We start from the raw sequence: 17,522 nt of genomic DNA on the forward strand, positions 1-17,522 counted from the left end.
CTGCCGTTTTCAGCGCGCGCGTTCGCGGGAAAGCAGGGCCTCTTTGATGGCCGTTCCATAGGCATAGCCGCCGATCGAGCCATCGCCGCGCACTACCCGGTGGCAGGGGATCAGAACCGCGACATTATTGGCCCCGTTTGCCCCGCCCGCCGCGCGAACGGCCTTGGCATTACCGGCAGCGGCGGCGATTTCGGCATAGGACCGGGTCTCCCCCGGCGGAATCTTGCGCAATTCCCGCCAGACCGCTTCCTGAAAGGCCGTACCTTTCACATCCAGCGGAATGTCCCCGCCAGTGCCGGGGCTTTCAACGGCGGCCACCACCTGATCCAGCAGGGCCGCGAAATCTTCCCCACCCTCCACCAGTTCGGCTGCCGGAAAGATCGCGCGCAGATGCTCTTCGCCCTCGTTGAAGGACAGGCGGCACACGCCCTTGTCGGTGGCGGCAACCAGCATCGGCGCCAGTGTGGTTTCCACCAGGGCCCAGCGGACGGTCACGCCCGCCCCGCCCTTGACCCATGCCGATGGCGTCATTCCCAACCTTCCCTTCATTCCATCGTAGAAGCGCGAAGGCGCCTCATATCCCGCATCATAGATCGCCGCCGTCACCGATCCGCTGCCGCTCAGCGCCTCGCGCGCGCGCGCGTCACGCAACGCGCGCGTATAAGAAGCCGGGCTCATGCCGGTCAGCCGCTTGAACACGCGCTGGAAATGGGTGGGCGAATAGGCCGTCAGCGCGCCCAGCTGTTCCAGCGTCCGAGGTGTCTGCGCGGCACGGATCGCGGCAATGGCGGCCATCACGGCCTGCTTGTCCCGCGCGGTCTCGTCGGGCTTGCAACGCTTGCAGGGGCGGAAGCCCGCGGCCTCGGCCCCGGCTTCATCTGCATAGAAGAGAGTGTTTTCCGGCAGGGGGCGGCGCGCCGGGCAGCTCGGGCGGCAATAGATGCCGGTGCTGGTCACCGCGACGACGAAGCGCCCGTCCTGCGAGCGATCGCGCTCCGCAAAGGCTCTCTGCATGGCCGCAAGGGTGGAAGGATCGGTTATTTCCATCTCGCCTCCCTATGCCATCAAAGGCGGCTACGCGTCCCGCATCTTGCGTTCAAACCCATAAGCTGCCGGATTCCCCCTCTCGGTTCGGCCCTGTGACGGATAAAGCGCGGCCCCCGTGAAGTCAGCCCGCCAAAGCCGCTTGCGAAGCGCCAGTGCGAATGCGAAATCAGCGCCATGGTTTCTTTCCATTTCCTGCGCCAGGCACTGGCTGCATGCTTCTGCCTGGCGTTGCTGCAGCTGGCTTCCGCCGCCCATGCCGATCCGTCCGACATCGACGCCGCCTCGCGCGGGGTGGTGCGCGTGATCATCATTGGCGACGATAATGGCGGGGCATATCCCGTATCCCACGGCACCGGCTTTGCCGTGACGCCGGAACAGATCGTCACCAATGCGCATGTGGTGGAGGAAGCCCGGAGGGACCGGGATCTGTCCATCGCCATCGTCCCTTCGGACGGGGGCAAGGTGGTCTATGGCAAGATCACCGCCTTTTCCCCGCGCAACGATCTGGCGATCCTCACTACCACCAGCCCGCTCAAACTGCCGCCCCTCACCATTTCGGGCACGCCGGAAACCGATTCCGGCCCGGTCACCTCGGTCGGTTATCCGATGAATGTGGACCGGGCGCAGGGCCTGGGCGTGAATGACATCTTCCGGGCGCAGCCCCCGGTAAAGAGCCGTGGCTTCCTTTCCGGCGCGCGGCCCACGCGGGATTTCGACACGCTGCTGCACACCGCGCCCATCGGCAAGGGCAGCAGCGGCGGCCCTCTGCTCGATAATTGCGGCCGGGTCGTAGGCGTGAACAGCTTCGGCGCGGAGAGTGACGGTGCCGATGCGGAATTCTACTTCGCCGTTTCCACGCGGGAGCTGCTGCCCTTCCTGCGGACCAATAACATCACCGCGCAGGTCAATGGCCTGCCCTGCCGCTCGCTGGCGGAACTCGACGCCGCGGAACGCGCCCGGACCGAGCGTGAACAGCTCGCCGCGCTCCAGCAGCAGCAGGCCAAGGCCGCACGCGATGCCCGGCGCACGGAAGAAGTCCGGCGCGAGGTGGAATTCGCAATCATCACCGAGCGTGAGAATGCGATGATGCTCACCGTGATTCTGCTGCTGTGCGGCATGGCCGGCGGCTTCGTCGCCTGGCGCGAACGGGATGAAGGCAAGATTGGGCCGATGAAGATCGCAGCAGGTGCAGCGGCAGTGGCCTTGCTGGCCGCGCTTGGCACCTGGCTGGCCCGCCCATCCTACAATGATGTGGAAGACCGCGTGGCCCTGACCCTCAAGCAGGAAAAGAAGGCCGTCGGCGCCAGTGCGCGCCCGACGCAGGCCGTGGCGGCGACAGAGGGACGGATGATCTGCGTCGTCAATGTGGAGCGCAGCCGCATCACCAGCATCGCAACCGACGATATTCCGATCACCTGGACCGATCAGGGCTGCATCAACGGCCGGACCCAATATGGCCAGAAGGACGGGAAATGGTCCCGCATCCTCGTCCCGAATGACGAGGCCGCCGTTTCGGTAAATTCCTTCGATCCGGCAGCGGGGCAATATCGGGTGGAGCGTTACCTCCTGCCCCATGCCGCAATGGAGGCCGTCCGCCAGGCGCGGGAGGAATATGAAACGCCCCAATGCGGCGCGGCGCCTGCCGAGATTGCCGCCTTCGGCAACAATCAGGCGACCATATTCTCGCTCCTTCCCTCGCAGCCCAACGAGCGCGTGATCTACGATTGCCACCCCACCCAATAGGCCGATCCCTTCCCCGGCTTTCGTTCGACCTGTCTAAATCCGGGGCCGAGTCGGGTTGCGTTGTAGGAATGCCGGTGCTAGGCGCGCGCCTACCTTGCTGGGGGCACCTTCGGGGGCCTCGTTTGGGCTGGGTACAGTTACCGTTTCTTCGGACCTAAAGGACCTTTCGCGCGTGGAGATTTCCGCCGGAATTCAGGCTAGCCTCGCCGGACGCTATGCGTCGGCGCTGTTCGACCTCTCATCGGAGGCCGGCAATGTAAGCGCGGTCGAATCCGACCTCGAAGCGCTTGATGCCGCGCTTCGCGAGTCGACCGACCTCGCCGCTCTTATCCGTAACCCGGAAGTGAGCCGCACCGATCTGGGCAAGGCCATGGCCGCGCTCGGCGATGCGATGAAGCTGGACAAGCTCACCCAGAACTTCCTGGGCGTGCTGGCAGCCAATCGTCGGCTCTCGCAGCTCCCCGCGATCATCCGCGCCTTCCATGCGATCGCCGCCGCCCAGCGTGGTGAGGTGACCGCGCAGGTCACCAGCGCCCACGCGCTGAGCGACGATCAGGTTGTTGCGCTGGAGAAGAAGCTCAAGGCCCGTGAGGGCCGCAACGTCAAGATCCGCACCAGCGTCGATCCCGAACTGCTGGGTGGCCTGGTGGTCACCATCGGTTCCAAGCGTATCGACAGCTCGATCCGCACCCGTCTCAATTCCCTCGCGCACGCGATGAAAGGCTGAACATGGAAATCCGCGCCGCAGAAATCTCCAAGGTCATCAAGGACCAGATCGCCAATTTCGGCACCGAAGCGCAGGTCAGCGAAGTCGGCTCCGTCCTCTCGGTCGGTGACGGTATCGCCCGCATCCACGGCCTCGACAGCGTTCAGGCTGGCGAGATGGTGGAATTCGCCAATGGCGTGCAGGGCATGGCCCTCAACCTTGAAGCCGACAATGTCGGCGCCGTGATCTTCGGTTCGGACGCCAACATCAAGGAAGGCGATTCCGTAAAGCGCACCGGCACCATCGTGGACGTGCCCGTCGGCAAGGGCCTGCTGGGCCGCGTGGTTGACGCGCTGGGCAACCCGATCGACGGCAAGGGCCCGATCGTTGCCGACAAGCGCGCCCGCGTGGAATCGAAGGCTCCGGGCATCATCCCCCGCAAGTCGGTGCACGAACCCGTGCAGACCGGCCTCAAGGCGATCGACGCCCTCGTTCCCGTCGGCCGCGGCCAGCGCGAACTGATCATCGGTGACCGTCAGACCGGCAAGACTGCCGTGGCGATCGATACCTTCATCAACCAGAAGGAAGCCAATCAGGGCACCGACGAATCCAAGAAGCTGTATTGCATCTACGTCGCAGTGGGCCAGAAGCGCTCCACCGTCGCCCAGATCGTGCGCCAGCTGGAAGAAAACGGCGCCATGGAATATTCCATCGTCGTGGCCGCCACCGCTTCGGAACCGGCTCCGCTCCAGTATCTCGCGCCCTACACCGGCGCCGCGATGGGCGAATTCTTCCGCGACAACGGCATGCACGCCGTGATCGTGTATGACGATCTTTCCAAGCAGGCCGTTGCCTATCGTCAGATGTCCCTGCTGCTCCGCCGCCCGCCGGGCCGCGAAGCCTATCCGGGCGACGTGTTCTATCTCCACTCCCGCCTGCTTGAGCGCGCGGCGAAGATGAACGACGACAATGGCGCCGGTTCGCTGACCGCCCTGCCGATCATCGAAACGCAGGCGGGCGACGTGTCGGCCTATATTCCGACCAACGTGATTTCGATCACCGACGGCCAGATCTTCCTTGAAACCGGCCTGTTCTACCAGGGCGTGCGTCCGGCGATCAACGTCGGTCTGTCGGTCAGCCGCGTCGGCGGTTCGGCCCAGACCAAGGCGATGAAGAAGGTTGCCGGTTCGATCAAGCTGGAGCTGGCGCAGTATCGCGAAATGGCTGCCTTCGCGCAGTTCGGCTCCGATCTCGACGCTTCGACCCAGAAGCTGCTCAATCGCGGTGCGCGCCTGACGGAGCTGCTCAAGCAGCCGCAGTTCAGCCCGCTGCCCTTCGAAGAACAGACCGTTTCCATTTTCGCCGGCACCAACGGCTATCTCGACAGCGTCCCCGTTGCCGACGTGACCCGTTACGAAGCCGAAATGCTCAGCTTCATGCGCCAGAGCCATGCCGACGTTCTCGGCCTGATCCGCGACACCAAGGAATTTGGTGACGAGGCCAAGGCGAAGACCGTCGCTGCGCTTGACGCTTTCGCCAAGCAGTTCGCCTGAGCCCACGAGAACCCATAGCGGGACTAATAGGGAGCCGTCATGGCCAGCCTTAAGGAACTCAAGGGCCGTATCAACTCGGTCAAGTCGACCCAGAAGATCACCAAGGCCAAGCAGATGGTCGCCGCGGCCAAGCTGCGCAAGGCGCAGGCGGCTGCTGAAGCCGCCCGCCCCTATGCGGAGCGTCTGGCATCGGTGATGGGCTCGCTCGCCTCACGCATCACCGTGAGCGAGAGCAGCCCCAAGCTGCTGGCCGGCACCGGCTCCGACCAGCGCCACCTGCTGGTGGTGGTCAACACCGACAAGGGCCTGTGCGGCGGCCTCAATTCGAACATCGTCAAGGCGGCTGTCGCCAAGGCGAAGAAGCTGATCGCGGAAGGGAAGAAGGTTGAATTCTTCCTCGTCGGCAAGAAGGGCCGTGCGCCCATCCGCCGCAATTTCCCCGATGCGATCGCCGGGAATTTCGACACTTCGGATGTCCGCCAGCCGGGCTATGAGGAAGCCGAGAAGATCGCCGCCGAACTGGTCACCATGTATGAGGCCGGCAAGTTCGACGTCGCCCATCTCGTCTATGCGACCTTCAAATCGGCCCTCGCCCAGGACCCGACTGAGCAGCAGATCATGCCCGTCCCCACTCCCGAAGCGGCTCCGTCCGCCAGCGGTGGTGCGGTGGTGGAATATGAGCCCGACGAGGAAGCAATCCTGGCCGAGCTGCTGCCGCGCTATCTGAAGACCCAGCTCTTCGGCGCGCTCCTGGAAATCTCTGCTTCCGAACAGGGCGCATCGATGACCGCGATGGACAACGCCACCCGCAACGCCGGCGAGCTGATCCAGAAGCTGACCATCCAGTACAACCGCAGCCGCCAGGCCGCGATCACCACTGAACTCGTCGAAATCATTGCTGGCGCTGAAGCGCTCTAAAAGATCAAAGGCAAGGAAACGAACATGGCCACCGCAGCCAAGACCAAGAGCAAGCCCAACATCACCGCGGGCGGCACGATCAGCCAGGTGATCGGCGCCGTCGTCGACGTGACCTTCACCGGCGAACTGCCGGCGATCCTTACCGCGCTGGAGACGAAGAACGGCGAGAACACGCTGGTGCTCGAAGTTGCCCAGCACCTCGGCGAGAACACCGTCCGCACCATCGCGATGGACGCTACCGAAGGCCTCACGCGCGGCCAGCCCGTGACCAGCACCGGCCAGCAGATCTCGGTGCCGGTGGGCCCCAAGACCCTCGGCCGCATTTTGAACGTGGTCGGCGAGCCGATCGACGACATGGGCCCGGTTGGCGCTGATAAGTTCGCCCCGATCCACGCTGAAGCTCCCGCCTTCATCGACCAGTCGACCGAAGCGGCCATTCTGGTGACGGGCATCAAGGTCATCGACCTTCTCGCTCCTTACGCCAAGGGCGGCAAGATCGGCCTGTTCGGCGGCGCCGGCGTGGGCAAGACCGTGCTGATCCAGGAACTGATCAACAACATCGCCAAGGGCCACGGCGGCGTGTCGGTGTTCGCTGGCGTGGGTGAACGTACCCGCGAAGGTAACGACCTCTACCACGAATTCCTCGACGCCGGCGTTATCGCCAAGGATGCCGAAGGCAATGCCACCTCGGATGGTTCCAAGGTCGCGCTCGTATTCGGCCAGATGAATGAACCCCCGGGCGCCCGCGCTCGCGTGGCTCTCTCGGGCCTGACCATGGCGGAATATTTCCGCGACGAGGAAGGCCAGGATGTGCTGTTCTTCGTGGACAATATCTTCCGCTTCACTCAGGCAGGCGCCGAAGTGTCGGCCCTTCTCGGCCGTATTCCTTCGGCCGTGGGTTATCAGCCGACCCTGTCGACCGACATGGGCGCGCTGCAGGAACGCATCACCTCCACCACCAAGGGTTCGATTACCTCGGTGCAGGCCATCTACGTTCCTGCGGACGACCTTACCGACCCGGCTCCGGCAACCTCCTTCGCTCACCTTGACGCCACGACCACCCTGTCGCGCGCGATCTCGGAACTGGGCATCTACCCGGCCGTGGACCCGCTGGACTCGACCAGCCGCGTTCTCGAACCGCGCGTCGTCGGCCAGGAGCACTACGAAACCGCTCGCCGCGTTCAGGAAACCCTGCAGAAGTACAAGTCGCTGCAGGACATCATCGCCATTCTGGGCATGGACGAACTGTCGGAAGAAGATAAGCTGATCGTGGCCCGCGCCCGCAAGATCCAGCGCTTCCTCTCGCAGCCGTTCCACGTGGCCGAAGTGTTCACCGGTATCCCGGGCAAGTTCGTGCAGCTGGAAGACACCATCAAGTCGTTCAAGGCTGTGGTGGACGGCGAATACGATCACCTGCCGGAAGCCGCGTTCTACATGGTTGGCGGCATCGACGAGGCAGTGGCCAAGGCCAAGAAGCTGGCAGAGGACGCCTAAGCAGATGGCTTTGCACTTCGAACTCGTCACGCCGGCCAAGCTGGTCCTTTCCGAGGATGTCCACATGGTGGTCGTCCCCGGCGAGGAAGGCGAATTCGGCGTGCTGGAGGGCCACGCGCCCTTCATGTCCACCATCCGTGACGGGGCCGTTCAGGTCTATCGCACCGCGGGTGGTCAGCCTGAAGAGATCATGGTCCGCGGCGGCTTCGCCGAAGTGGGCACCAATGGTCTCACCGTGCTGGCGGAGCATGTGGAAGGCTGATCCGGCCTCTGCTGACAAGCATTCGAAAGGGCGGCCTCGCGGGGCCGCCCTTTTCATTTGGCCCTGCAACTTCTGGGCACCTCCGCAAGGAGGTGAGAGCTGCCCGCACTATCACCGCCCCTTGCGCGTCGGTGCGTGGAAATCCGGCGGCTTGTTTGCGATCCAGCGGACGAAGCTGGAAATCACAGGATTGTCGAGCAGTGCCGCGTGCTGCCCACCCAGCCTGCACAGCTCCCCGTTACTGAAATTGGCGTGGATGGTGCGATGGCATATTGGATGGACCGGCACTGTCGCGCGGCCGCCTCTGGCCTTGGGAACGGTATGGTGCCACTCCACCCTCTCCCCGAGCGCGCGGGCACACAGCCAGCAGCTGAGGATGCCATTCGCTTCTGTCACCTGGCCTTTTCCATGCCTTTCCCATGCCTTGTATTCCTACCACAAGTACTGGCCGAAAGCGGATGGGGCGGATTCCGGCGCTCCCTATCCGAGAGAACGTCACCCCATGTGGAACGCTAAACCGCGCTTTCCACTACATCCATATCGCGAATGGCGTTCACCCGGCGGCGGGCATCCCACCACATCAGCAACCCGGCCGAGATGATGACTGCCGCCCCCGCCAGCGTCACCAGATCGGGGCGATTGTCGAACAGAAGCCATCCCAGAATGGTCGAGGCGAGGAGTTGCACATAAGTGGCCGGGGCTATGGTCGAAGCCCCCGCGCGAGTGGTGCCGACATAGACCATCCAGTGCCCGATGGTGCCCGTACCAGCCACTACGAAGCAGCGCGCGATCACTGTCCAGTCCGGCTGGCCGATATGGAGCATGGCGATCCCGCTGGCATTGCCCAGTATCGCCGCGACGATCAGCAGGCAGGCGGCGACAGCGGCCACGAAGAACTGCATGGAAAGCGCACTGCCCTGCCCGGCCGAGGCCCGGTTGGTGATGATCAGCAGGCTCATACCCAGCGCGGTGAGCAGCGGCAGGAAAGCGGGCCAGCCCAAAGTCATCACATTGGGGCGCAGCACCACCAGCACCCCGGCAAAGGCGACAATCACCGCCACCCAGGTGAGCGGTCGCACCCTTTCGCCCAATAGCGGGCGCGCCAGCAGTGCCGCGATAGCCGGGGCGACGAAGGATATGGCCACCGCCACAGTCAGCGGCATCAGAAAGATCGCGAAGAAGAAGCCCAGCGTGCCCATGCCGAGGCTGAGGCCACGCGCCACCTGCAGCCAGGGGTTCTGCGGAATGAAAGCACGCGCACCCTCCCGCCAGTAGAGCGCCGCGCCGGTTACCACAGCCCCGATGGTGAAGCGCAATGCCGCCACCGCCCAGGGTGACCATGCGCCCGCTATGCTCTTGGTCACCGCATCGCCGCAGGTGAACAAGGCAAAGCCGGCCAGCGCGATCAACAGACCCGATCGTTCATTACCCTTCACTTGGCCTCCGCTGCGTTGATTGCCCTGCGTCTGCTGTCCCACCAGAGGAACAGCCCCGCGCCGATGATGATTGCCGCGCCCAGCAGCGCGACCGGATCGGGCTTGTCGCCATAGAAGATCCAGCCGAGCCCGGTGGCCATCAGCAACTGGCCATAGGTCATGGGCGCAATGGTGCCCGCGCCGGCCTTCATAGTGCCCATATAGATGAACCACTGCGCGAAGGTGGCGCTGATCCCGATGAAGGCACAGCGCGCCACCACGCTCCAATGCGGCCAGTCCAGCGCGAACCTCTCGACACCCGAAAAATTGCCAGCAAGCGAGGCGACGATCAGGAACACCATCGCGGTGGCCGACATGTAATATTGCATCGCCAGAACGCTGGCCGTACCCGCCACCGCACGGTTGGCGATGATCGTCACCGCCATGCCGGTCGCCCCGATCAGCGGGAACAGCGCACCCCAGCCCAGCGCCTCGAAATTGGGGCGCAGCACAATGATCACGCCGACAAAGGCGATGGCCGTGGCGATCCAGGCCGCAGGCCGTGCCGGTTCGCGCAGGAAGACCATGGCCAGCATGGCGGTGATCATCGGCTGAGTGAAGGCAATGGTGGTCGCTTCCGCTAGCGGCATGATCCACACTGCCAGGAACATGCCGATTGCCGAACAGCTGATCGCAATGCCCCGCAGCCATTGCAGCGGCGCGGAAGGCAGGCGGATGGCCTGCCACCCTTCACGCGAGCCCAGCAGCACCGCCAGTCCGATCGTCCCCACCACATAGCGCGTCGCCGCCATGGCCACTGGGGACCATTGCCCCGCCATTCCCTTCACGATCGCATCGCCGATCGACAGGGTGCAGAAACCGGCCAGTGCCCACATAAGGCCGGCTCTTTCATGATGGGGGTGGACTGTCATCGGCGGCGCTCCTCCTTATTTTTGTCTTATATTTTGGGCCCGGCTCTAGTCAGCCCATCCGGGCTTGGCGAGCGCAAATGCCTGCCATGCGCCTGCTGCACCGAGATTGATCGTGTGACGCATGCCCCAATTCGGGGAACCACCGGCAGGGGACAACCTGCAGTCCCGTATTTAGACAATTTCAAGGTTCGCAATCTATTCACCAAGTTTAGACAGGCCTCGTTTGGCACGGTTCATCGATGGCTGTGCAGCGGGTTGAACAAGCATAGGCCGCAAGGAGCGGGGAATGAGTGCATTCGGACGGAAGAACGGCGTAAGCGGCATGGCTCAAGGGGCCCGGCCGAGCTTCGGCGTCGCCAAACCGATGAAAGGCGGCGACTATCGCAAGCCAGTGCCCGTGCCCCAGCCCGCAGGGGGGGACCAGTTCCCGCCCCTTCCCGGCGAGGCCCCGGCGGGGGATTCCGCGCAGGCAGGCGGCAGCCGATCCTCCGATGCGATGGCCCGGCTGGCCGATCGCGCCAATCAGATCGTGGACAACACGCCTCTTATCGAGGGGTTCGAGGCGAGCGTTCACAAGATCAAGGAACAGGTGCTGCCCCGCCTGCTGGAGCGAGTCGATCCCGAAGCGGCGGCGACCCTTTCCAAGGAAGAGCTTTCCGAGGAATTCCGCCCGATCATCATGGAAGTGCTGGCTGAGCTGAAAGTCACCCTGAACCGGCGCGAGCAATTCGCGCTGGAGAAGGTACTGATCGACGAATTGCTCGGCTTCGGTCCGCTGGAAGAGCTGCTGAGCGATCCGGACGTGTCGGACATCATGGTGAACGGCCCGAACCAGACCTATATCGAAAAGAAGGGCAAGCTGCAGCTTGCCCCGATCCAGTTCCGCGATGAAAGCCACCTGTTCCAGATCGCCCAGCGCATCGTGAACCAGGTCGGCCGCCGCGTTGACCAGACGACCCCGCTGGCCGACGCCCGCCTGAAGGACGGCAGCCGCGTGAACGTGATCGTCCCGCCGCTTTCTCTGCGCGGCACGGCCATTTCCATTCGTAAGTTTTCCGAAAAGCCGATCACGCTCGACATGCTGCGTGACTTCGGATCGATGAGCGACAAGATGTGCACCGCGCTGAAGATCGCGGGCGCCTGCCGCATGAATGTGGTCATCTCGGGCGGTACCGGCTCGGGTAAGACGACCATGCTCAATGCCCTGTCGAAGATGATCGATCCCGGCGAGCGTGTGCTGACCATCGAAGACGCGGCCGAACTTCGCCTGCAGCAGCCGCATTGGCTGCCGCTGGAAACCCGCCCGCCGAACCTTGAAGGCCAGGGCGCCATCACCATCGGCGACCTCGTGAAGAACGCCCTGCGTATGCGCCCGGACCGGATCATCCTGGGCGAAATTCGCGGCGCCGAATGTTTCGACCTGCTCGCCGCCATGAACACCGGCCACGACGGTTCCATGTGTACGCTGCACGCCAACAGCCCGCGCGAGTGCCTTGGCCGTATGGAAAACATGATCCTGATGGGCGACATCAAGATCCCCAAGGAGGCCATCAGCCGCCAGATCGCGGAATCGGTGGACCTGATCGTGCAGGTGAAGCGCCTGCGCGACGGCTCGCGCCGCACCACCAACATCACCGAGGTGATCGGGATGGAAGGCGACGTGATCGTGACGCAGGAACTCTTCAAGTTCGAATATCTTGAAGAGAGCGAAGACGGGAAGATTCTGGGCGAATTCCGCAGCACGGGCCTGCGCCCCTACACGCTGGAAAAGGCGCGCCAGTTCGGCTTCGATCAGGCTTATCTTGAGGCGTGCCTCTGAGGTTTCCTTTCCCTCCACAGGGAAGGAAAGTGACACGGAACAGCCTGCAAAACCTGTGACCTTCGGCTCCCCGATTTTGGGCAGAGCCGGAGGTATTGTTTTTTAAAACAACGATTTATTTTCATACAGCGACAGCCATTGCCGCCAATGGCGCGCAGTGGAGTGTGACTTTCCGTTGCGCCGCCTTTTCGCCTTTGCAGGGATATGATCGAGAGCGGTTTTCATCCGCCAGGGTGGGCCCGATTTCAGCTGTGCAGGAAAGGTGTTTGACAAGCCCTGCCCGCCAGCGCCTCCTCTGCGGCGAACCGACGCCAGGAGACAGGGCATGGCCACCGCACCCCGAACAGGAGACAGGCTTACCGACAAGGCCTCAGTGCCGGATGACGAAACAGTCCGCGACTGGATCGGGGCGGATGCTTTCGCCCATTGGGCTGCCCTGCGCGCATGGATTGCGCAGACCTATCCCGGCACCTTCAGCCCGGACTGGATCTATGGCGGCAAGAAGCACGGCTGGGCGCTGCGCTACAGGAAATCCAGGGCATTCTGCACGCTGTTGCCCGAATATGGCTCGGTTGCCGCCGTCATCGTGTTGGGAGAGGCAGAGCGAGAAAAGTTCGAGACGCAGCGGAGCAGCTTCAGCGCCCGGCTCTCACGCCTGTTCGACGAAACCGAGACCTTCCGCGACGGCAAATGGCTCAAGGTGGACATCATGTCCGCCGAAGACTTGCGGGACGTTACCTCGCTGCTCGCGCTGAAACGCCCTCCAAAGGGAATGGTCGGTCAGCCCGCCAATGCGGCCCCTCCCCCGCCAGCGGGAGAGGGGGACAAAACCTTGCCTTGAGAAATATCACTTTGCCCCGTTCACCGGGATCGAGGTCGCCTTCTTCTCGGTGGGCGCGAGGCGCGGGACAGTCACCTTCAGCAGCCCCTTGTCGAGATGCGCGGCTGCCTTGCTCTCGTCAGCCTCGAACGGCAGGGTAAAGCGCCGCAGGAACGTGCCCTTGCTGCGCTCGACGAGGTGATAATGCTTCTTCTCGTCCTTTTCCTCGTGTTCGGTCTTGTGCTCTGCCTTGATGGTCAGGACGCCGTCCTGGATATCGAGCGTAACGTCCTTTTCATCGAAGCCGGGAAGCTCGGCCGTCAGCTCAAGGCCGGTTTCGGTTTCCGCGACGTCCACCTTGGGTATGACAAACCCGTCCTTGTCGCTTGAGAAAATGGCGGGCAGGCCGCGTCCAAAATCTTCGAACAGACGATCCATGTCCTGTCGGAGGCCCGAAAACGGATCGTAACCACGCGCCAACGCGCCGCGTCCGAAGGGGATGAGAGAACGAAATTCAGCCATTGCTTAGCTCCTTCCTCAATGCCTGGTATTTTTCGGTGCGTATATTGTCCTGCATCATTTGCGATGCATTGATCGCCGTCAAGCGGACGGCACAGCACGATCTGGTATCGACCTTGCGCGGTTCAAGACCCGGCCAACCCGGCCAAATGCGTAAGATCAGGGCACCAGCACCGCCGCGCCCTGCAATGCCCCCGCGCGCAGTTTCTCCAGCGCCGCCGCGGCATCTTCCAGTGGATGAACCTCCGTCGCGACATGCAGCCCGGCCTTTTCGGCTATCTCGAAGAAACTCGTCCCGTCTTCGCGCGTGAGATTGGCCACGGAAAGTATCTCCCGCTCCCCCCAAAGATCGGCATAGGGGAAGGAGGGGATGTCGCTCATATGAATACCCGCGCAGACCACGCGCCCACCCTTGCGCACGGATTTGAGGGCAAGCGGGACCAGTTCACCGGCGGGGGCGAAGATCAGCGCCGCGTCCATTTCCTGCGGCGGGGCCTCAATGGTGGAGCCCGCCCATTGGCAGCCGAGCGAGCGGGCGAAGGCGCGGCTCTGCTCGTCCTCCGGGCGAGTAAAGGCATAGACAATGCGCCCCTGCCACAGCGCAATCTGGGCCAGAATATGGGCCGCTGCGCCAAAGCCATAGAGCCCGATGACCGGGGCATCGCCCGCCATACGCAAGGCACGCCAGCCGATCAGCCCGGCGCAGAGCAGCGGGGCAGCCTCCACATCGGAAAAGCGATCCGGCAGGGCAAAGCAGAAATGCGCATCGGCCACCACATGAGTGGCATAGCCGCCATCGCGGGTGGCCCCTGTAAACAGCGGATTATCGCAGAGGTTTTCCTTGCCCGCGCGGCAATAGGGGCAGGTTCCGCAGGCATGGCCCAGCCAGGGAATGCCAACACGCTGACCGAGGGTGAACCCCGCCACCCCTTCCCCCAATTGCGCCACGCGGCCCACGATCTCGTGACCGGGCACGATGGGATAATGCGCCTCCACCTCGCCATCGAGGACGTGCAAATCCGTGCGGCACACACCGCAGGCGGAAACCGTCACCAGCAATTCCCCCGGGCCGGGGCTCGGCACCGGACGCTCCACCCGGTGCGGCGGATGGCCCGGCGCATCGATCTGCATGGCGGTCATCATCGGCACGGTTGTCATCATCGGGAGAGGGCACTCCTTAGGTCAGGCGCCGATCATGCCCGATCAATTACCCGCCACGCCAGCCTTATCCGCTCCGCCATGCCCGGCAGGCGCCCCGCCACGGCCGATATAATCCGCCAATGTGGAGATTTGCTCATCCGTTAGGATACCGGTGAAACTGGGCATATCGCCGCGCCCGTTGTGCAGCCGGTCCAGCACCAGTTCCCGCGTCAGATGGGGGGCAGGATCGAGCGGAGGGGCATAGCTGGCCGCCGATCCGGCATCGACCAGCGCATGGCACTGGTTGCACCCCGTCTCGCGAAACAGCTGGCGGCCTTCATCCAGCGGGGGAGCCTCGGCAGGCGCCATCCCGCTCAAGGCGAAGGCTGCGGCAATCAGAGCAAAGGGCAGCGCCTTCATTCGGCGCCCTCCCCTTCACTCGCCAGCCGCTCGCAGGATCCGGCGGATTCGATCTGATATTGCTCGCCCATCGCATGGTCGGTCCGCATGACAACCGCCTCATAGCGGCCGGTGCCGGGATCGATGGAATGCATGACGAGGCTCTCGCTATGCTCGTCGCTCACCACTTCCTCCAGCACCAGCCTGCCGTCCCGTTCCTCAAGATTGCCAGCGGCGAAAACGCGCAAAGGTTGGGCAACAGGCAGATTTTCCGCCGTGCTGACATTGCGGATCGCCTCCACCTTGCAGCGCCACGCCGCGCGCTCCTCCGCTGGTTCCGCCGCGGAGACGCCGAAGGGAGCGGCAAGTGCCGAGAGGCTGGCAAGGGCGAGTGATTTCATGGGCATATTCTTTCTCGTTCCAGCGGGGGGCATAAAGCCCCCCTCCTGTCCGCCCGATGAAGCGCTGCCCATTACAGCATGCCCGCCGTCTGCAGCAGCAGCCACAGGCCGATCACCAGGAACAGCAGCGCGGCGACCATGCGCACGGTGGCCAGCGGAATGCGCTTGATCAGCTGATTGCCCAGAAGCACCGCCGGAACATTGGCGATCATCATGCCAAGGGTAGTGCCCAGGGTGACGAGGATCGCGTTCTGATATTGCGCACCCAGCGCAATGGTGGCCACCTGAGTCTTGTCGCCCATTTCCACCAGGAAGAAGGCGATGGTGGTGGAAAGGAACGCCCCGAAACGCGGGGGCTTCTGTTCCGCATCGTCCAGCTTGTCGGGCACCAGCGTCCAGGCGGCCATGGCGATGAAGGAGGCGGCGATGACATAGCGGAACCACTGTCCGTCGAGCAGCGAGGCGACCTGCCCGCCGATGAGCGCGGCAAGGAAATGGTTGGCAAGGGTAGCCACCAGAATGCCCATGATGATCGGCACGGGCCGCCTGAAGCGGGTAGCCAGCACGATGGCGAGCAGCTGGGTCTTGTCGCCGATCTCGGCAAGAGCGACCACGGCAGTGGATGTGATCAGGGCTTCCAAGGCAGAACTCCGGGGCCGGGCGCATGCAAGACAGCAACAGCACCACTCCCTCCGCCCGGCCGAGCGAAGGAACGGTGCCATTGGTCTCGCCCGAACGGTGGTTCCGTTCCCTGCACACCATGGCCTCTCGACCAAGTATGTTGACATGCAGGCCCGCCTCTCGGCGGCTGGCTACTCCCCAGATGACGGGGCGCGGTTACAGCGGGTGGAGGGAATTGGCAAGAGGGTGCCGCCCTACCCGCCCTTCAGGGCCAGCCCGATCAGCGTGATCCCCACCAGCGCGAAGACGAAGAACAGCTTGGTCCAGGGCATCCAGCCGACCTTGTCGATATGTTTGCGTTTGGTGCGGCGGATATCTGCCCACATGGTCAACCCCGCCAGCGCCAGCAGCGCCCCGCCCCATAAGAGCATCAGCGTGGAATCGCTCGCAAATCGCAGGGCATCGGGCTCGTGCAGCATGGTGCGCGCCATATGGGTGAGCCGCCCCGCCGGGGCAAGAGATGCCGGCGGGCTTGATCGGCAGCCCAGTGCGGCTAAGGCGAAGGGACATGCCCTCCGCCCCCACCAGCCCCGCATCCCCGCCGCAGCATCGCCCGCTTCTGGCCCTGCTCATCAGGCTGGGGGCGATTGCGGCGATTTCCACCATGACCGCGCTGGTAAAACTCGCTTCGGCGCATGGCGTGCATCTGGCGGAAATCATGTTCTGGCGGCAGGGGCTGACCATTCCCATGATTCTGGCCTGGGTGATGATGACCGGCAGTCTGGCCCAGCTCAAGACTCATCGGCCAAAGACCCATGCCGTGCGGGGGATTTACGGCACGATCGGCATGGTTCTGAATTTCAGCGCCTTCATCATGCTGCCGCTGGCGGAAGCGACAACCTTTGGCTTTACCGCGCCGATCTTCGCGGTGATCCTTTCTGTGGTCCTGCTGAAAGAGAAGGTGGGCATTTATCGCTCCGCAGCCGTGGCGTTGGGCTTTATCGGCGTGATTGTGATCGCGCAGCCCGGCAGCGGACATATCCAGCCCCTGGGCGCCGCCGTGGCGCTGGGCGCGGCCTTCATGATCGCGCTGATCTCCATCCAGGTGGCCGACCTCAACCGAACCGAAAAGCCGCTGACCATCGTATTCTGGTTCGCCGCCTTCAGCACTCCGGTTGCGGCCCTGTTCCTGCCTTTCGTGGGCAAGGCGCATGACTCAACGACATGGGCCTTGCTGGCGGGCATCGGGGTGGTCGGCACAGTGGGGCAGCTGCTGCTGACCGCTGCCCTGCGTTATGGCGCGGTGGCCAGCGTGATCGTGATGGATTATTCCTCGCTCATCTGGGCGACCTTGTATGGCTGGCTGATCTGGGATCAATTGCCGCCCACTGCCACCTGGCTGGGCGCACCGATGATCATCGCCGCAGGGCTGGTAATCGCCTGGCGAGAGCATCATCTGCACCGCAGAAGGCTGGAAGAGGCACGGCTGGCCGAAAAGGAAGCCGCACTTTAGTCATCTTCCGTCAATCCTGCCGGAGCGATAGGATTCGGCATCAACATTCAGGGAAACTACCCATGCTTCGCAAAATGGTTATCGCCGCCGGCCTTGCCGCCATCGCGCTGACCGCTTCGGCCTGTAACACGGTGAAGGGTCTGGGGCGCGACATCGAATCCGTCGGCCAGACGGGTGAGGAGGCGATTAACAAGTAACCCGGCAGCAACCGGCGCTGCCC

20 protein-coding genes and 1 riboswitch are annotated in these 17,522 nt (G+C 63.6%); of the genes, 10 read left to right on the plus strand and 10 right to left on the minus strand.

Annotated elements, in window-relative coordinates; genetic code table 11:
- Nucleotides 1–9: 9 nt before the first annotated feature.
- On the minus strand, nt 10–1,047 hold the full coding sequence (locus H0274_RS06145; protein ID WP_226794033.1) for a bifunctional transcriptional activator/DNA repair enzyme AdaA: 1,038 nt from the start codon (nt 1,045–1,047) through the stop codon (nt 10–12).
- Nucleotides 1,048–1,221: 174 nt separating this feature from the next.
- Between H0274_RS06145 and H0274_RS06150 the strand changes: the two genes are divergently transcribed.
- The 6 genes from H0274_RS06150 (at nt 1,222) to H0274_RS06175 (ending at nt 7,723) form a co-directional block, all read left to right on the plus strand.
- Nucleotides 1,222–2,790 (plus strand): S1 family peptidase, encoded by a 1,569-nt coding sequence (locus H0274_RS06150; protein WP_226794034.1) that lies wholly within the window; start codon nt 1,222–1,224, stop codon nt 2,788–2,790.
- A gap of 172 nt (nt 2,791–2,962) precedes the next feature.
- A complete protein-coding gene (locus H0274_RS06155; RefSeq protein WP_226794035.1) occupies nt 2,963–3,517 on the plus strand; it encodes a F0F1 ATP synthase subunit delta in 555 nt (184 codons plus the stop codon).
- A 2-nt stretch (nt 3,518–3,519) separates the two neighbouring features.
- Complete coding sequence (atpA, locus tag H0274_RS06160) at nt 3,520–5,049, plus strand: F0F1 ATP synthase subunit alpha (protein ID WP_226794036.1); 1,530 nt, start codon at nt 3,520–3,522, stop codon at nt 5,047–5,049.
- A gap of 39 nt (nt 5,050–5,088) precedes the next feature.
- Nucleotides 5,089–5,967, plus strand: coding sequence for a F0F1 ATP synthase subunit gamma (locus H0274_RS06165; protein WP_226794037.1), 879 nt, complete (start codon nt 5,089–5,091; stop codon nt 5,965–5,967).
- A 24-nt stretch (nt 5,968–5,991) separates the two neighbouring features.
- Nucleotides 5,992–7,461, plus strand: a complete 1,470-nt coding sequence (gene atpD / locus H0274_RS06170; protein ID WP_226794038.1) for a F0F1 ATP synthase subunit beta — start codon at nt 5,992–5,994, stop codon at nt 7,459–7,461.
- Between the two features lie 4 nt (nt 7,462–7,465).
- Nucleotides 7,466–7,723, plus strand: coding sequence for an ATP synthase F1 subunit epsilon (locus H0274_RS06175; RefSeq protein WP_226794039.1), 258 nt, complete (start codon nt 7,466–7,468; stop codon nt 7,721–7,723).
- Nucleotides 7,724–7,834: 111 nt separating this feature from the next.
- Here H0274_RS06175 and H0274_RS06180 read toward each other — a convergent pair whose 3' ends face one another.
- The 3 genes from H0274_RS06180 to H0274_RS06190 form a co-directional block, all read right to left on the minus strand.
- Nucleotides 7,835–8,119 (minus strand): HNH endonuclease, encoded by a 285-nt coding sequence (locus H0274_RS06180; RefSeq protein WP_226794040.1) that lies wholly within the window; start codon nt 8,117–8,119, stop codon nt 7,835–7,837.
- A 116-nt stretch (nt 8,120–8,235) separates the two neighbouring features.
- Nucleotides 8,236–9,159 (minus strand): DMT family transporter, encoded by a 924-nt coding sequence (locus H0274_RS06185; protein ID WP_226794041.1) that lies wholly within the window; start codon nt 9,157–9,159, stop codon nt 8,236–8,238.
- On the minus strand, nt 9,156–10,070 hold the full coding sequence (locus H0274_RS06190) for a DMT family transporter (protein ID WP_226794042.1): 915 nt from the start codon (nt 10,068–10,070) through the stop codon (nt 9,156–9,158). Before H0274_RS06190 ends, H0274_RS06185 begins: the two co-directional genes overlap by 4 nt.
- A gap of 286 nt (nt 10,071–10,356) precedes the next feature.
- Here H0274_RS06190 and H0274_RS06195 point away from each other — a divergent pair, with 286 nt between their 5' ends.
- The gene (locus tag H0274_RS06195; RefSeq protein ID WP_226794043.1) at nt 10,357–11,889 is read left to right on the plus strand and encodes a CpaF family protein; all 1,533 of its coding nucleotides are present in this window, start codon (nt 10,357–10,359) and stop codon (nt 11,887–11,889) included.
- A gap of 325 nt (nt 11,890–12,214) precedes the next feature.
- Complete coding sequence (locus H0274_RS06200) at nt 12,215–12,730, plus strand: DUF3788 domain-containing protein (RefSeq protein WP_226794044.1); 516 nt, start codon at nt 12,215–12,217, stop codon at nt 12,728–12,730.
- Nucleotides 12,731–12,736: 6 nt separating this feature from the next.
- Here the strand turns inward: H0274_RS06200 and H0274_RS06205 are convergent, their stop codons facing one another.
- The 6 genes from H0274_RS06205 to H0274_RS06230 form a co-directional block, all read right to left on the minus strand.
- On the minus strand, nt 12,737–13,231 hold the full coding sequence (locus tag H0274_RS06205; protein ID WP_226794045.1) for an Hsp20/alpha crystallin family protein: 495 nt from the start codon (nt 13,229–13,231) through the stop codon (nt 12,737–12,739).
- Nucleotides 13,232–13,387: 156 nt separating this feature from the next.
- Entirely contained in the window at nt 13,388–14,389 is a 1,002-nt protein-coding gene (locus H0274_RS06210; RefSeq protein WP_413463465.1) for a zinc-dependent alcohol dehydrogenase family protein, read from the minus strand.
- Between the two features lie 42 nt (nt 14,390–14,431).
- On the minus strand, nt 14,432–14,788 hold the full coding sequence (locus H0274_RS06215; protein WP_226794046.1) for a c-type cytochrome: 357 nt from the start codon (nt 14,786–14,788) through the stop codon (nt 14,432–14,434).
- Complete coding sequence (locus H0274_RS06220; RefSeq protein WP_226794047.1) at nt 14,785–15,168, minus strand: hypothetical protein; 384 nt, start codon at nt 15,166–15,168, stop codon at nt 14,785–14,787. The genes H0274_RS06215 and H0274_RS06220 overlap by 4 nt, the downstream gene beginning before the upstream one ends.
- Nucleotides 15,169–15,239: 71 nt before the next feature.
- The gene (locus H0274_RS06225) at nt 15,240–15,809 is read right to left on the minus strand and encodes a TMEM165/GDT1 family protein (protein WP_226794048.1); all 570 of its coding nucleotides are present in this window, start codon (nt 15,807–15,809) and stop codon (nt 15,240–15,242) included.
- An 11-nt stretch (nt 15,810–15,820) separates the two neighbouring features.
- Nucleotides 15,821–16,002, minus strand: a riboswitch (yybP-ykoY riboswitch).
- Nucleotides 16,003–16,043: 41 nt separating this feature from the next.
- Nucleotides 16,044–16,280, minus strand: a complete 237-nt coding sequence (locus H0274_RS06230) for a hypothetical protein (protein ID WP_226794049.1) — start codon at nt 16,278–16,280, stop codon at nt 16,044–16,046.
- 77 nt (nt 16,281–16,357) lie between these two features.
- On the opposite strand from H0274_RS06230, the gene H0274_RS06235 reads away from it, so the two are divergent.
- Together H0274_RS06235 and H0274_RS06240 are read left to right on the plus strand one after the other, a co-directional pair.
- Nucleotides 16,358–17,302 carry a DMT family transporter gene (locus tag H0274_RS06235; RefSeq protein ID WP_226794050.1) on the plus strand — a complete coding sequence of 315 codons (945 nt, stop codon included), beginning with the start codon at nt 16,358–16,360 and terminating at the stop codon, nt 17,300–17,302.
- Between the two features lie 62 nt (nt 17,303–17,364).
- Nucleotides 17,365–17,499 carry an entericidin A/B family lipoprotein gene (locus tag H0274_RS06240; protein WP_226794051.1) on the plus strand — a complete coding sequence of 45 codons (135 nt, stop codon included), beginning with the start codon at nt 17,365–17,367 and terminating at the stop codon, nt 17,497–17,499.
- Nucleotides 17,500–17,522 lie beyond the last annotated feature (23 nt).

Origin of the sequence: Fulverythrobacter ferritrahens (genome assembly GCF_020539485.1) — a bacterium.
Lineage (GTDB): Bacteria > Pseudomonadota > Alphaproteobacteria > Sphingomonadales > Sphingomonadaceae > Andeanibacterium > Andeanibacterium ferritrahens.

Bases quoted from the DNA above. Each gene is read 5' to 3' on its own strand.
- H0274_RS06145 (WP_226794033.1), bottom strand. From the start codon at position 1,047: ATGGAAATAACCGATCCTTCCACCCTTGCGGCCATGCAGAGAGCCTTT.
- H0274_RS06150 (WP_226794034.1), top strand. From the start codon at position 1,222: ATGGTTTCTTTCCATTTCCTGCGCCAGGCACTGGCTGCATGCTTCTGC.
- atpA (WP_226794036.1), top strand. From the start codon at position 3,520: ATGGAAATCCGCGCCGCAGAAATCTCCAAGGTCATCAAGGACCAGATC.
- H0274_RS06165 (WP_226794037.1), top strand. From the start codon at position 5,089: ATGGCCAGCCTTAAGGAACTCAAGGGCCGTATCAACTCGGTCAAGTCG.
- atpD (WP_226794038.1), top strand. From the start codon at position 5,992: ATGGCCACCGCAGCCAAGACCAAGAGCAAGCCCAACATCACCGCGGGC.
- H0274_RS06175 (WP_226794039.1), top strand. From the start codon at position 7,466: ATGGCTTTGCACTTCGAACTCGTCACGCCGGCCAAGCTGGTCCTTTCC.
- H0274_RS06190 (WP_226794042.1), bottom strand. From the start codon at position 10,070: ATGACAGTCCACCCCCATCATGAAAGAGCCGGCCTTATGTGGGCACTG.
- H0274_RS06195 (WP_226794043.1), top strand. From the start codon at position 10,357: ATGAGTGCATTCGGACGGAAGAACGGCGTAAGCGGCATGGCTCAAGGG.
- H0274_RS06200 (WP_226794044.1), top strand. From the start codon at position 12,215: ATGGCCACCGCACCCCGAACAGGAGACAGGCTTACCGACAAGGCCTCA.
- H0274_RS06205 (WP_226794045.1), bottom strand. From the start codon at position 13,231: ATGGCTGAATTTCGTTCTCTCATCCCCTTCGGACGCGGCGCGTTGGCG.
- H0274_RS06210 (WP_413463465.1), bottom strand. From the start codon at position 14,389: ATGATGACAACCGTGCCGATGATGACCGCCATGCAGATCGATGCGCCG.
- H0274_RS06215 (WP_226794046.1), bottom strand. From the start codon at position 14,788: ATGAAGGCGCTGCCCTTTGCTCTGATTGCCGCAGCCTTCGCCTTGAGC.
- H0274_RS06220 (WP_226794047.1), bottom strand. From the start codon at position 15,168: ATGAAATCACTCGCCCTTGCCAGCCTCTCGGCACTTGCCGCTCCCTTC.
- H0274_RS06230 (WP_226794049.1), bottom strand. From the start codon at position 16,280: ATGGCGCGCACCATGCTGCACGAGCCCGATGCCCTGCGATTTGCGAGC.
- H0274_RS06235 (WP_226794050.1), top strand. From the start codon at position 16,358: ATGCCCTCCGCCCCCACCAGCCCCGCATCCCCGCCGCAGCATCGCCCG.
- H0274_RS06240 (WP_226794051.1), top strand. From the start codon at position 17,365: ATGCTTCGCAAAATGGTTATCGCCGCCGGCCTTGCCGCCATCGCGCTG.